The 13,598-nt window shown below is 43.8% G+C and carries 11 protein-coding genes; 1 reads left to right on the forward strand and 10 read right to left on the reverse strand.

What is annotated here, in order from left to right:
- Positions 1–90: 90 nt before the first annotated feature.
- The 9 genes from A3M5_RS0112420 to zapA form a co-directional block, all read right to left on the reverse strand.
- The gene (locus tag A3M5_RS0112420; protein WP_018394108.1) at positions 91–1,071 is read right to left on the reverse strand and encodes an electron transfer flavoprotein subunit alpha/FixB family protein; all 981 of its coding nucleotides are present in this window, start codon (positions 1,069–1,071) and stop codon (positions 91–93) included.
- 28 nt (positions 1,072–1,099) lie between these two features.
- Positions 1,100–1,873 carry an electron transfer flavoprotein subunit beta/FixA family protein gene (locus A3M5_RS0112425; protein WP_018394109.1) on the reverse strand — a complete coding sequence of 258 codons (774 nt, stop codon included), beginning with the start codon at positions 1,871–1,873 and terminating at the stop codon, positions 1,100–1,102.
- Positions 1,874–1,891: 18 nt separating this feature from the next.
- Complete coding sequence (locus A3M5_RS0112430; protein ID WP_018394110.1) at positions 1,892–2,665, reverse strand: enoyl-CoA hydratase; 774 nt, start codon at positions 2,663–2,665, stop codon at positions 1,892–1,894.
- Position 2,666: 1 nt separating this feature from the next.
- Positions 2,667–3,260, reverse strand: a complete 594-nt coding sequence (fadR, locus tag A3M5_RS0112435; protein WP_026221712.1) for a fatty acid metabolism transcriptional regulator FadR — start codon at positions 3,258–3,260, stop codon at positions 2,667–2,669.
- A 95-nt stretch (positions 3,261–3,355) separates the two neighbouring features.
- Entirely contained in the window at positions 3,356–5,053 is a 1,698-nt protein-coding gene (locus tag A3M5_RS0112440; RefSeq protein ID WP_018394112.1) for a long-chain-fatty-acid--CoA ligase, read from the reverse strand.
- A gap of 201 nt (positions 5,054–5,254) precedes the next feature.
- On the reverse strand, positions 5,255–5,662 hold the full coding sequence (locus tag A3M5_RS0112450) for a DUF350 domain-containing protein (RefSeq protein WP_018394113.1): 408 nt from the start codon (positions 5,660–5,662) through the stop codon (positions 5,255–5,257).
- A gap of 18 nt (positions 5,663–5,680) precedes the next feature.
- The gene (locus A3M5_RS0112455) at positions 5,681–8,035 is read right to left on the reverse strand and encodes an endonuclease MutS2 (protein WP_018394114.1); all 2,355 of its coding nucleotides are present in this window, start codon (positions 8,033–8,035) and stop codon (positions 5,681–5,683) included.
- A gap of 24 nt (positions 8,036–8,059) precedes the next feature.
- Complete coding sequence (gene polX, locus A3M5_RS0112460) at positions 8,060–9,766, reverse strand: DNA polymerase/3'-5' exonuclease PolX (protein ID WP_018394115.1); 1,707 nt, start codon at positions 9,764–9,766, stop codon at positions 8,060–8,062.
- A 70-nt stretch (positions 9,767–9,836) separates the two neighbouring features.
- Positions 9,837–10,115 (reverse strand): cell division protein ZapA, encoded by a 279-nt coding sequence (zapA, locus tag A3M5_RS0112465; protein ID WP_018394116.1) that lies wholly within the window; start codon positions 10,113–10,115, stop codon positions 9,837–9,839.
- 91 nt (positions 10,116–10,206) lie between these two features.
- Between zapA and rnhC the strand changes: the two genes are divergently transcribed.
- Positions 10,207–11,124 carry a ribonuclease HIII gene (gene rnhC / locus A3M5_RS0112470; RefSeq protein ID WP_018394117.1) on the forward strand — a complete coding sequence of 306 codons (918 nt, stop codon included), beginning with the start codon at positions 10,207–10,209 and terminating at the stop codon, positions 11,122–11,124.
- Between the two features lie 52 nt (positions 11,125–11,176).
- Here rnhC and pheT read toward each other — a convergent pair whose 3' ends face one another.
- On the reverse strand, positions 11,177–13,591 hold the full coding sequence (gene pheT / locus A3M5_RS0112475; RefSeq protein WP_018394118.1) for a phenylalanine--tRNA ligase subunit beta: 2,415 nt from the start codon (positions 13,589–13,591) through the stop codon (positions 11,177–11,179).
- Positions 13,592–13,598: the final 7 nt, after the last annotated feature.

Genomic DNA, 13,598 nt, shown 5'->3' on the forward strand with positions numbered 1-13,598 from the left:
TACCTCCTATGTTTCTAACTAATAAGGAAAGTATATCATCGTTTTTTAGTGGATGCTATTAATTTGCTTACAGAAGAAAATAACCTTTATTTAAAGTTGAGCCGCTTTCAATTTTTTAATTTCTTCTGACAACATCGGCACAACTTCAAACAAATCACCGACGATGCCGTAATCCGCCACATTAAAAATATTTGCATCCGGATCTTTGTTGATTGCTACGATCACTTTGGAGTTGGACATACCTGCAAGGTGCTGAATCGCACCAGAGATGCCGCATGCAATGTATAAATCGGGTGTCACAACCTTACCTGTCTGACCAATTTGCATGGAATAATCGCAGTATCCCGCATCGCACGCACCCCTCGAGGCGCCGACAGCTCCTCCTAGAACGCCTGCCAGTTCTTTGAGAGGTTTAAATCCTTCATCGCTTTTCACACCACGTCCGCCGGCAACAATTACTTTTGCTTCCGACAAATCCACACCGCCAGCTGCTTTACGGACGACATCTTGAATGACAGTACGCAAATCGGTAATGGATACAGAGACGCTCGTAGCGTCACCTGAACGTGATTCATCTTTTTCAAGCGATTGAATATTATTCGGACGCACAGTCGCAAATATGAGTCTGTCTTTTACATTGATTTTCTCAAATGCTTTTCCGGAATAAATTGGGCGCGTAAACACAATTGCACCGTCTTCTTCTTCCACAGACGTGGCATCGGAAATTAAACCGGCATTAAGTTTTGCTGCTATTTTGGGTGATAGATCTTTTCCGAGTGCCGTATGGCCGAACACAATCCCTTCAGGCTGTTCCTGCTCCACCACTGCCATAAACGCCTGCGAATAGCCATCAGGTGTATATTGAGACAGTTTTGCATCTTCGACTGTTAGCACACGATCTGCACCGTATTGAATGAGTTCGTTTGCAAGCATACTGACAGATTCACCAATTAACACACCGATCACTTCACCGCCTTGCGCCACTTTTTTGCCGGCAGCAACAGCTTCAAACGACACGTTGCGCAACTGTCCATCACGGGTTTCACCTAATACGAGTACTTTCTTTCCCATGAAAAACCCTCCCTCTTGTAAGTGAACATTAAATGACTTTTGCTTCTGACCGAAGTAAGCTGACGAGTTCCTGTACTTGATGGGTCAAGTCGCCTTCGAGAACGCGCCCGGCTGTTTTATCTGGAGGTAGGAAAATATCCAATATCTTCGTTTTCGATTCAACGTCTTCTTCTTCAAGATCCAAGTCATCTAGTTCCAATTCTTCGAGTGGCTTTTTCTTCGCTTTCATAATGCCCGGGAGAGATGGATAACGCGGATCATTTAAACCTTGCTGACATGTGACAAGCAAGGGCAGTGACGTCTTAATCATTTCCGAATCACCTTCAACATCACGCGTGACGAAGACGTTTGGTCCATCGATATCGATGTTCGTAATTGTCGTCACATATGGAATGCCTAGCATATCTGCTATACGCGGCCCGACTTGCCCGCTTCCGCCGTCAATCGCGACGTTTCCGGCTAAAATGAGGTCCACTTCTTTATCCTTAAAGTATTCCACTAAAATTTTAGCCGTCGTAAATTGATCGCCTTCTTTAAGATCATCTTCTGTATTGATTAAAACGGCTTTATCAGCCCCCATCGCAAGAGCCATACGCAGCTGTTTTCCCGCTTCCTCACTGCCGACTGAGACGACCGTTACTTCACCTTCATGCGCATCACGAATTTGAATTGCTTCTTCCACGGCATATTCATCATACGGGTTAATAATAAATTCAGCGCCATCCTCTTCAATTTGACCGCCATTAATCGAAATTTTTTCTTCTGTGTCAAATGTTCTTTTCATCAAAACGTAAATGTTCATCGTCAGCCCTCCCATTTATTAATGGCCTTTAAAGTCAGGTGAACGTTTTTCAATAAACGCGTTAATGCCTTCTTTCGCATCATCCGATAAAAAAACGGTTCCAAAAACATCTGCTTCTTTTTCAATCCCCTTATAATATTCGGTGTGTTTTGCATAATGAAGTAAGCTCATGGCCGCTTTTACACTAACTGGGCTTTTCGCTGCGATTTTCTGTGCTAATCTTCTCGCTTCCTGAAGTAATTCCTCTTCTAGAAATGCGGCATTCGCAAGGCCCCACTGAACAGCATCACGACCTAATATTGGTTCACTTGTCAACATCATTTCCGCCGCTTTCGCCATCCCAACATATCGGGTAAGCCGCTGTGTTCCGCCGAAGCCCGGCACAAGACCGAGCTGTAGTTCGGGCAAACCGAGTTTCGTGTTTTCTGTGACATAACGAATATGACAGCTCATTGCAAGTTCCAATCCGCCGCCGAGTGCAGCACCGTGAATCGCGGCAATTATCGGCTTCGGGAAGGTTTCGATCCGCTCCATCAAACGCTGTCCTCTTGTGGATATTTTTACAAATTCTCCCTTGGACGAAACGGCGGTAAATTCTTTTATATCGGCCCCGGCTGAGAAAAAACGGCCTTCTCCGTATAAAATAACGGCCCGCACGTCATTATCATGTTCGATTATATCCAGTGCCTGTTCCATTTCAGCGATGACTACACTTGCAAGTGCATTAGCCGGCGCATGGTTCATGACGACTTCTGCTACCCGCCTTTCCTTCCTTACAGATATATACAGCATGTCATCTCCTCTTTTCAGCTGAAAATCCATTCAAAAGCATTTCTACAACGTCCGATGCGGATGCAGTCAAATCATACTTTTGATCATTCATAACCCATGTTGTAATCATTTCATCAAGTGTTCCAAAAATCATTTGCCGGGCAAGACGAATATTTAAATTGCTTCGGAATTCACCGTCGTCGATCCCTCCCTGTAAAATCTGATCGATTAACAGCAAATATTCTTTCAGCACTTCATTAATTTTCAATCGAAGCTCTTTATTAGACTGACGCAGTTCAAGCTGTGTCACAACGGCTAAATACGGATCTTCTGTCAGCATTGTAAAATGATTTTCAACAAGCATCCTCAATTGCTCAGCTGCTTTCGCTTTTATTTGAATACTTTCTTTCATCTTTACAGCGAACGTCCCCACTTTTTCTTGAAAAAGAGAGATAAGAATGTCTTCTTTATTTTTAAAATATAAATAAATCGTTCCATCCGCTACACCAGCTTGCCTGGCAATTTTGGATACTTGCGTCTGATGGTATCCATTTTCAGCAATGGCAATAACAGCTGCATCGATGATTTGATGATATTTTGGTTTGTTTTTTTTCATAATAAACAAGTCGCCTTCCTGACCGAAATGAAATGAATGACTATTCATTCATGTTCTTATCTTACAACCAATATTTCACTTCGTCAAGCAGACCATCAGTTAGGGTTATCCTTCTCTTCCTGTTTTTTCTTTTCTTCGTCTACAAGCACGCGCCGTAAAATTTTCCCGACAGCTGTTTTAGGCAGTCCATCTCGGAAATCATAAACATGTGGCACTTTGTATACAGCAAGATTTTTGCGGCAATAATCATCGAGTTCTTTTTCTGTAACATGATGGTCCTCTTTTAATACAATGTACGCTTTTACCGTTTCTCCGCGATATGGATCTGGTATACCCGCAACGACGGCTTCTTGAATCGATTCATGCTCATACAGCACTTCTTCTACATCACGTGGATAAATATTGAATCCGCCGGCTATAATTATGTCTTTCTTTCGGTCGACGACATAAAAAAATCCATTTTCATCCATATAGCCAATATCCCCGGTTAACAACCAGCCGTCTTTAAATGACTGCTCTGTTTCTTCAGGACGGTTCCAGTAACCTTTCATTACTTGCGGACCCTTCACGACAATTTCACCTAATTCACCGGGTTTTTCCACCAGTTCATTCGTTTGCATAGAATAAATAGCAGCATCTGTATCCGGCCATGGAACGCCGACGCTTCCTTTTATCCGGTCGCCCCAGATGAAATTTGCATGAGTGACCGGCGATGTTTCCGTTAATCCATATCCTTCAACGAGCTTACCGCCTGTCACGTTCTCAAACTTTTTCTGTATATCTACAGGAAGCGGTGCAGAGCCGCTAATACAGGCATCAATAGAAGACAAATCGTATTTTGTCATGTTCGGATCATTCAAAAGTGCAATATAAATCGTCGGCGCGCCCGGAAAAATCGTCGGCTTTTGTTTTTGAATCGTTTTCAGTGTCGTTTTTGAATCAAACTTCGGAAGCAAAACCATTTTATAGCCTTGCATAACAGATAAAATCATCACCGTCGTCATCCCGTACACGTGGAAAAATGGAATGATCCCAAGAAGAATTTCGGCACCCGGACGATATTTGTACATCCACGCGACACACATCGATGCATTCGCCACAAGGTTTTTATGCGTCAGTATAACCCCTTTTGGAAAGCCCGTCGTCCCTCCTGTATACTGCAAAACAGCAGGATCATTTTCAATATTTATATTTAGTAGCTCTTCTTTTACGGCTGGCCCCGCCATAATTTTGGTGAAATGATGATTGTTGTTCCGGTTTTCAATGTGGACAACCATACCGGTTTGTTTCTTTTGAATAAATGGATACAGAATGTTTTTCGGAAATGGTAAGTAATCTTTGATAGCGGTTACAATAGTGTGTTCAAGTTGAGTATTGCTGATGATGTGTTGGATGCGTGGATATAACAGGTCGAGCGCAATCATAACTTTCGCGCCACAGTCTTTCAACTGGTATTCGATTTCCCGTTCTTTGTATAGTGGATTAAATTGTACGACAACAGCACCGGCATACATAACACCGTAAAAACTAATGACAGCCTGCGGACTATTCGGCAGCATAATCGCTACACGATCTCCTTTTTTGATACCAATTTTTTTTAAATAGGCAGCCATTTTTAATGCGGAATCATACAATTCTTTATAGGTCAGTTTTTTCCCGAGGAATTCAATCGCTATTTTGTCCCTATATTCAGCGGCAGCTTTCGTTAAAAAAAGCGGAAGCGGCTGTTCTGGATAATGAATCGTCGCTGGGATTTCCGGCGGATAATGCGCAAGCCACGGTTTTTCAGTCATCTTCATCCACCCCTTTGTCAGAAGAATTAGTACTCTCATTACAGTATAATGAATACTGATTCATTATACAAGAAAATTAAAGCTGCCGTGGCGACAGCTTTAATTTAAATACATATATAGAATCCCAACCAGCAAAAAAGCAGCGCAAAAACCGAGCAGTACTTTTGCCAATGTTTCCATTTGAAAATTCCTCTTTTCTCTTTACAGAAGCGCCGCGCCAATCATATACGACAACCCTGCTGAAATAATAAACGAAAGAAAACCGACTGCCCGGTTATCACGCTCAATTTCTTTATCAACATTAAACCCTGGCGTTAAAAATTCAAACATAAAGTAGCCGATGAGAAGTAAAATAAATCCAAAAATGCCCCACCCCGCCATCGTCAGCACCGAATCATTGTTTAAGATCGAATGCCGAAACACGTTCGCGATTCCAAAGATTTTCCCACCGGTTGCCAGTGCGACGGCCATATTGCCACTCTTTATTTCTTCCCAGTTGCGATAGGATGTGACAAGTTCAAAAACAGCCAGACATAAAATGATACAAATGGTTGCGATGCTGTAATAGCCGGCGAGCTGTACAAATTGATTTTCCCAAAAACCAGTCATGTAGTAGGGGCCTCCTCATTATTTCAATTCAGCGATCGTGACGCCAAGTCCACCTTCTCCAGACCCGCCAAATCGAATGCTTGAGACCATCCGGTGCTTCGTTAAATAACCGCGCACCCCTTTCATAAGCGCACCCGTTCCTTTTCCGTGAATGATCGATACTTGGTGGTAGCCCGCCAGCAGTGCGTCATCCAAATATTTCTCCACACGGTTGAGTGCATCTTCATATCGTTCACCTCGTAAATCAAGTTCCGATGATACGTGATGGCCTTTGCCACGAATGGTCGCAATTGGTTTTGGCTCTTTCTTTTTTTCTGATTTAATAAATTGCATATCGCTTTCCGCGACTTTCATTTTAATGATCCCCATTTGAACAACCCATTCGTCACCCGTTGCTTTTTCAATAATGTTGCCTTTTTGGCCGAAACTGATTACTTTCACTTCATCGCCCGGTTTCCATGAACGCTTTGCCGGTTCAATTACCGGTTTTTTCTGCTTTTGTTCTGGTATCGCCCCCTCGAGCCGCTTTCTCGCTTCAATCAGTTCATGCTCTTTTACGTTCGCTCCGCCTGCTAAGCGTATAGCGCGCAGGTCACGCATCACTTCTTCCGCTTCTGCTTTTGCCTTTTCAATAATAGTAGCCGCTTCAGCACGCGCTTTTTCTTCCATTTTCTCTTTCTGTTCATGATAAGCAATCACTTCTTTTTGCAGATCACGATGTAGCTTCTCCGTTTCGCGTAAATAATCGCGTGCATCTTGTGCATCTTTTTCTGCCTGACGGCGGCTTGTATCAAGTGCAGCAATCATATTGTCGACTTCATGTGAATCCGCTCCGATTAAACTACGTGCCCGTTTAATAATTTCGGGGTCAAGGCCGATTCGTTTTGAAATTTCAAATGCGTTGCTTCGTCCTGGAATTCCGATTAATAACCGGTATGTCGGACTAAGCGTTTCAACATCGAACTCTACACTTGCATTAATAACCTGTTCACGATTGTATCCGTATGCTTTCAATTCCGGATAATGCGTTGTCGCAATAATCCTTGCTCCTCTGGCAATCACCTCATCCAATATGGAGATGGCCAGTGCTGAACCTTCCTGCGGGTCCGTTCCAGAACCGAGTTCATCGAATAGCACAAGGCTTTTATCGTCGACTTCTTTTAAAATACCAGAAATGTTCACCATATGAGACGAGAACGTACTTAAATTTTGCTCAATCGACTGCTCATCGCCAATGTCAGCAAAAACGGATTGGAAAATAGCCGTCTCTGAGCCGTATTCAGCCGGAATAAATAAGCCGGACTGCGCCATTAAAACGGATAAGCCCGTCGTTTTTAGCGTTACCGTTTTACCACCTGTATTCGGTCCGGTAATGACGATCGCTGTATAATCTTGACCAATTTCAATATCGCTTGGTACCGCTTCATCAGTCGGCAAAAGTGGATGACGCGCCTGGATGTAACGTATGTAACCATTCTCATTAATGAGTGGCTTTGTCGCTTTCATCGAATGAGCAAATTTCCCTTTTGTAAAAATAAAATCGATTTCCGACAGCATTTTTGTCATTGTGAATAATGATGGCGCGTGTTCTGCTGTTTCCATCGTTAATTCACCCAAAATTTTCTCCACTTCATATTGTTCTTTAACCGTCAATTCACGCAGCTCATTGTTTAAATTCACAACTGAAGCCGGTTCGACGAATAACGTCTGTCCGGATGAAGACTGATCATGAACGATGCCGCCATAGTGAGAGCGGTATTCTTGCTTGACCGGAATGACGTAACGGTCGTTCCGGATCGTCACAATCGCGTCCGACAGCATTTTCTGTGCGCTTTGCCCGCGCGTCAAGCTTTCGAGTTTGGAGCGTATTCGCGATTCTGCTGACCGAATGCCATGACGAATATGCCGTAGTTCATCGCTCGCTGAATCAAGAACTCGTCCGTTTTCATCAACCGTCCGTTTAATTTTATGTTCAAGATCTGTCAAAACTGGAATGACCGCTGTTTTCTCCGGTAAGATGCGCAACGTCACCTGTCCTTCCAAACGAACATCCTCTATAAATTGACGAATCACCCGGCTCGCAAAAATCGTACTTGCAATTCGAACAAGCTCGATGCCGCTTAATACACCGCCAATTTGAGCCCGCTTTGCATGCGGACGGATGTCATAAATACCGTCAAGCGGTACATTGCCTTTTATGCGGAGGACCGCTGCCGCTTCTTCCGTTTCATCAAGCCAAACTTGTACTTCTTCTGCATGAAGAGAGGGCTTTAAACCTTCTGCAAAGCTTCGCCCGACATCCGACGATGCATGACGTGCTAACTGTTGGATAATTTTATCAAATTCAAGTGTTGCCAGCACCTTTTTATTCAAATCTGGTTCACTCCTCTATTGACATCATTGGCCGCGTATAAAAGAAAGAAACCGCTCTTTCGGCCACGTATTCACAACCGTTTCCGACCGAAGCCATCCTTTTCGCCCTGCACTTGCGCCAGTTTCCATAAAATTAAGGTGCTCAATCGCATGAGCATCTGTATTAATGAATATCTTTACACCTGCATCCTGTGCCCATCTCAAATGATCGGCGGATAAATCGAGACGGTGTGGATTTGCATTCAATTCAAGTGCTGTATTCGTTTCTGCAGCAATCTTCACAAGTTCTTCCATATCAACTGAATAGCCATCACGGCGGCCAATAATCCGGCCAGTCGGGTGAGCAATCAATTTTACATATGGATTATTCAAGGCCGTTTTTAACCGGTCCATAATCTTTTTTTGCGGCTGTGAAAAACTTGAATGAATCGATGCGATCACAAAGTCGAGCTCTTTTAGCACATCGTCCTCATAATCAAGCATTCCATCTGGTAAAATGTCCATTTCAATGCCTGATAACACTTCGATATCACTGTATTTTTCATTCCACTCTTTTATTTCTGCATTTTGACGTAGGAGGCGATCAACAGTCAACCCATTCGCTACTTTTAAATACTGCGAGTGGTCTGTTATGGCCATGTACTCATATCCTCGTGCACGGCATGCTTCAATCATTTCTTCAATCGAAAATGCACCATCTGACCAGGCCGTATGCATATGCAAATCGCCTTTAATATCAGACAACTCGATCAGTGTACCTTTTTTATACTTATCCGTTTCCGTTCCGTCTTCACGAATTTCAGGCGGAAACCAAGGCAAGTCGAAGTGATTGTAAAGCGCTTCTTCTGAATCAAACGTTTTTACCGAACCGTCCCGCTGCTCAACGCCATATTCGCTCACCTTTTCATTGCGCTCTTTGGCGATCTGACGAATTTTCACGTTATGATCTTTTGAACCGGTAAAATGATGTAATGCACTCGCATACTGTGGCGGTGCAACAATGCGAAAATCGATTGACACGTCAAACTCGCCGTCAATGATGATCGACACTTTCGTCGGTCCGGCCGCAATGATTTCTTTCCTATTCGGAATCGAGAGTAGCTTCTCTTTTACTTTTTCCGGTTCTTTTGTCGCAATAATAAAATCAAGATCTTTCACTGTTTCACGCAAGCGGCGCAAACTGCCTGCACGCGAGAATTTAGTCACTTGCGGCAGATCAGCTAAATAGGCTTCCACTTTTTCGGCAACCGGCAGCATATACATAATTGGCAGACGATCCGGCTGTGTACCTGCTTTTTCAACAGCTGCGAGAATTTTCTCTTCCGTTTTCGCGCCGAATCCGGCAAGCTCCTGTACACGATGCTGCTCGCATGCTTCTTTTAATTCTTCCATATTGGTAATGCCGAGCTCTTTATATAGTTTGGCAATCTTTTTTCCGCCGAGTCCCGGCAGCCCTAGCAGCGCAACAAGTCCTTCTGGTACTTCGCCTGCAAGTTCTGTCAATACTGTTGATTCTCCGGTTTCGATGTATTCTGTAATCACCGCGGCTGTGCCTTTGCCGATGCCTGATAATTTTGTCACATCATCAATTTCAGACAAACTGCGGTCATCCGTTTCTAGTGCTGCTGCCGCTTTGCGAAACGCGGATATTTTAAACGGATTATCTCCCTTTAATTCCATATAGACTGCAATTTTTTCAAGTAACCGAATAATATCTTTTTTATTGACCATCTATGTCACCTGCTTTTCCTTATTAATAGTAGCAGAAAAAAACTTCTCTACCAAATCGAGAGAAGTTTTTTCAGCCATTGACGGCTGTTCTGTTTTTCAAACGGCTTAATTCCATTTTCATTTCGTGCAGTTCTTCTTCCATCTTCAAGTAATCATTCACCATATTGACAGCGGTCAGCACCGCAATTTTTTGCGTATCCAGTGTAGCGTTACGGTTGCCGATTTCACGCATTTTATCATCAACCATTTCCGTTACACGACGAATATGGTATTCTGATTCAGTTCCCACAATGGTGTACTGATATCCGTAGATGTCAACTGTTAGGCGAGTTTTTTGTCCGTCCGACAATTGTACGGCCCCCATTTCTCATGAAATCCTGTTATTAATCATACCACGACTGTTTTAGTGTGAAAAGGAAGAAAGTCTGGAGGTTGTTGAATTGAGTCATACCGTATTAATTGTTACAAATGAAATATTGAAAAAAATGAAAAATCATTATGGAGTCTTGGCAAAATTACCGGCTGGTGCCATCTTTTCAGCAAAAGTTGACGGCTGTTCTGTGACCGGTTACCGTTCTGGAAAAGTACTATTTCAAGGGAAAAATGCCGCTCAAGAATCATCAAAATGGGACGGTAAAACCGCTGAGCCAAAGAAAAAATCAGTGTCAAGCACTGTGCTGCCGGATGGATTTGCATCGATGTCCATCATAGGCAGCGATGAAGTCGGAACAGGTGATTATTTCGGTCCGATCACAGTCGTTGCTGCTTATGTTGAAAAAAGCCGAATTGCGGAATTAAAAGAACTTGGCGTACGTGATTCAAAAGATATGAAAGATCCTGAAATTGTGTCAGTGGCGAAAAAATTACTGAAAGATATTCCGTACAGCTTGCTTATTTTACGCAATGAAAAATACAACGATTTGCAGGAAAGCGGGATGTCACAAGGAAAAATAAAAGCCATTTTACACAATCAGGCACTCGGCAAACTGCATGAAAAAATAGCGCCGGTACAACCAGATGCAGTACTTATCGATCAATTCGCTGAAAAAACAGTGTATTATCGTTATTTAAACGAACAAAAAAATATTGTGCGTGAAAATGTTTTTTTCAGTACGAAAGGCGAAAGCGTCCACCTGGCCGTTGCAGCGGCATCGATTCTAGCCCGCTATGCCTTTTTAAAGGAAATGGATAAGCTGTCTGAAGAAGCTGGCTTTACTATTCCGAAAGGCGCCGGGACCATTGTTGATAAAGCAGCTGCCCAATTGATGAAAACGTATGATGAAAGCGTGCTGCGTCATTTCACAAAGCTTCATTTTGCCAATACAGGTAAAGCAAAAAATATACTGCGTGGAATGTAAAAAAACGCGTCAAAAAAAGGACCCTATCGTCATGATCGAGTCCTTTTTCTCATTATGCGCGCAGGTCAGCGCCTGCTTGTTCTTTTAGTGCAGCAAGTACTTTTTCATGTACAGCGGTCACTTCTTCATCTGTTAATGTTTTCTCTGGGTCGGCATACGTTAGTGCAAATGCGACCGATTTTTTGCCTTCTTCCATCCGTTCGCCTTCGTATACATCAAACACCCGAACACTTGTTAAAAGTGTACCGCCTGCCTGTTTAATGACTGCCTCAAGAGCAGCAGCTTCAACCGTGCTGTCGACAACAAGCGCGATGTCGCGGCTAATAAATGGATGACGTGGAATGGCCGTGTATGCCAGATCTTCACGCGATGCATTCAATAAAACATCAAGCTTCAATTCAAACAAATACGCTTCTTTCACATCCACTTCTTTAGAGATTGTTGGGTGAAGCTGCCCGACAAATCCGATTGATTCAGAGTCGAGCAATACTTCCGCTGTACGACCCGGATGGAACCCAACAGGTGCCGCTTTTTGGAACGTGATTCGCTCCGCAAGACCAATCCGCTCCGTAAGTCCTTCAACAATCCCTTTTACCGTAAAGAAATCAACGGCTTTCTTTTCACCTTGCCACAAATGTTCATGCCACACGCCCGTTACGATACCCGCAAGTCTCTCTTCTTCTTTCGGCTGAACGTTTTCGCCTTCATTTAAATAAATAGAGCCTGTTTCATACAAAGCAACAGATGGTATTTGGCGGGCGTTATTGTATGCCGCAGCTTCAATTAAATGTGGAATCAAGCTTTGACGCAAATACGCACGTTCTTCACTCATCGGCATGGATAGCGCCACTGGAGCGCGGTGTTCAAGCGCAAATTCAGATGCGCGTTTTGCCGATGTAAGAGAATACGTAATTGCCTGATTGAATCCCGTTCCTTCTAAATAATGGCGCACGACGCGGCGGCCTAATTGATACGATGTAAGCGAACCTGGCTTCACAGCTCCTTCCGGCAATGTAAGCGGAATGTGATCATACCCGTAGAGGCGCGCCACTTCTTCCGTCAAATCTTCGGCAATCGTAATATCCCCACGGCGTGTTGGCACTGTTACCGTAATCTCATTGCCATTCGTTTCTGTTTCAAATTGCAGACGGCGGAAAATATCTTCCACATCTCCCATTTGAAGATCCGTGCCGAGTCTCATATTTAATTTTTCAAGCGTAATAGACACTCGTTTTGGTTCAATAGCTAATTCACCGGCTATAACCCTTCCCGAAAGGACGGTACCGCTTGCTAGTTCCACCATTAATTCAGCAGCGCGGTCACATGCGGCTTGAATACGTGCCGGATCAACCCCTTTTTCAAAGCGGGCGCTTGCTTCGGAGCGAAGGCTATGTGCTTTCGATGCTGTGCGAACAATCTGGCCTTCAAAATAAGCCGATTCGATTAACACATTGACAGTGCCGTCATGTACTTCCGAGTTGGCTCCGCCCATCACACCTGCGAGTGCAACTGGCTCCTTGCCATTTGTGATTACAAGCTGATCGGCAGACAATGTGCGTTCTGTATCATCGAGTGTGACAAATTTTTCGCCTTCAGACGCGCGACGAACAACGATTTCATTTGAGCCGAGACGGTCCAGGTCAAATGCGTGAAGCGGCTGACCGTATTCCATCAAGACGTAGTTCGTGATATCAACGACATTATTATGCGGGCGGACGCCTGCATTCATTAAATACGTTTGCATCCAGATCGGCGATGGGCCAATTTTAATATTTTTCACAACGCGTGCGATGTAAACCGGATTATCCTTCGGCGTATCGATGCGAATTTGAATCGCGTCAGAGGCTTTTTCCTCGGATTCAGTCGGATTTGGTGCAGGAAGATTCACATCACGGTCTAAAATTGCCGCCACTTCATAGGCAACACCAATCATACTTAATGCGTCAGAGCGGTTTGGTGTCAATGACAATTCAAGAATGGCATCGTCACGGTTTAATGCTACGAGTGCATCTTCTCCTGGTGTAACATCATTCGGGAAGTTGAAAATACCTTCTGCGTATTCTTTCGGCGTGAGACGGCTTTCAATGCCAAGTTCAGATAGCGAGCAGATCATGCCATTTGATTCTTCACCGCGCAGTTTCGCTCGTTTAATTTTAAAGTTTCCAGGAAGGACTGCTCCTGTTTTTGCCACAGCAACATATTGCCCTGCACCGACATTTTTCGCGCCACAGATAATTTGTACAGGTTCTTCCTCTCCAACATCAACAAGACATTTGCTTAATTTGTCAGCATTCGGATGCTGTTCGCGTGTCTTTACGTAGCCAACTACAATATTTTTCATTTCAGTAGCAGGGATTTCGACTCCTTCGACTTCAATACCGGCACGGGTAATTTTTTCCGCCAGTTCCTGTGGAGTTTGGCCTGACAGATCGACATATTGCGCGAGCCATTTATATGAAACAAACATGTGTATA

It is taken from the genome of Bacillus sp. 37MA (assembly GCF_000372765.1).
GTDB lineage: Bacteria > Bacillota > Bacilli > Bacillales > Domibacillaceae > Domibacillus > Domibacillus aminovorans.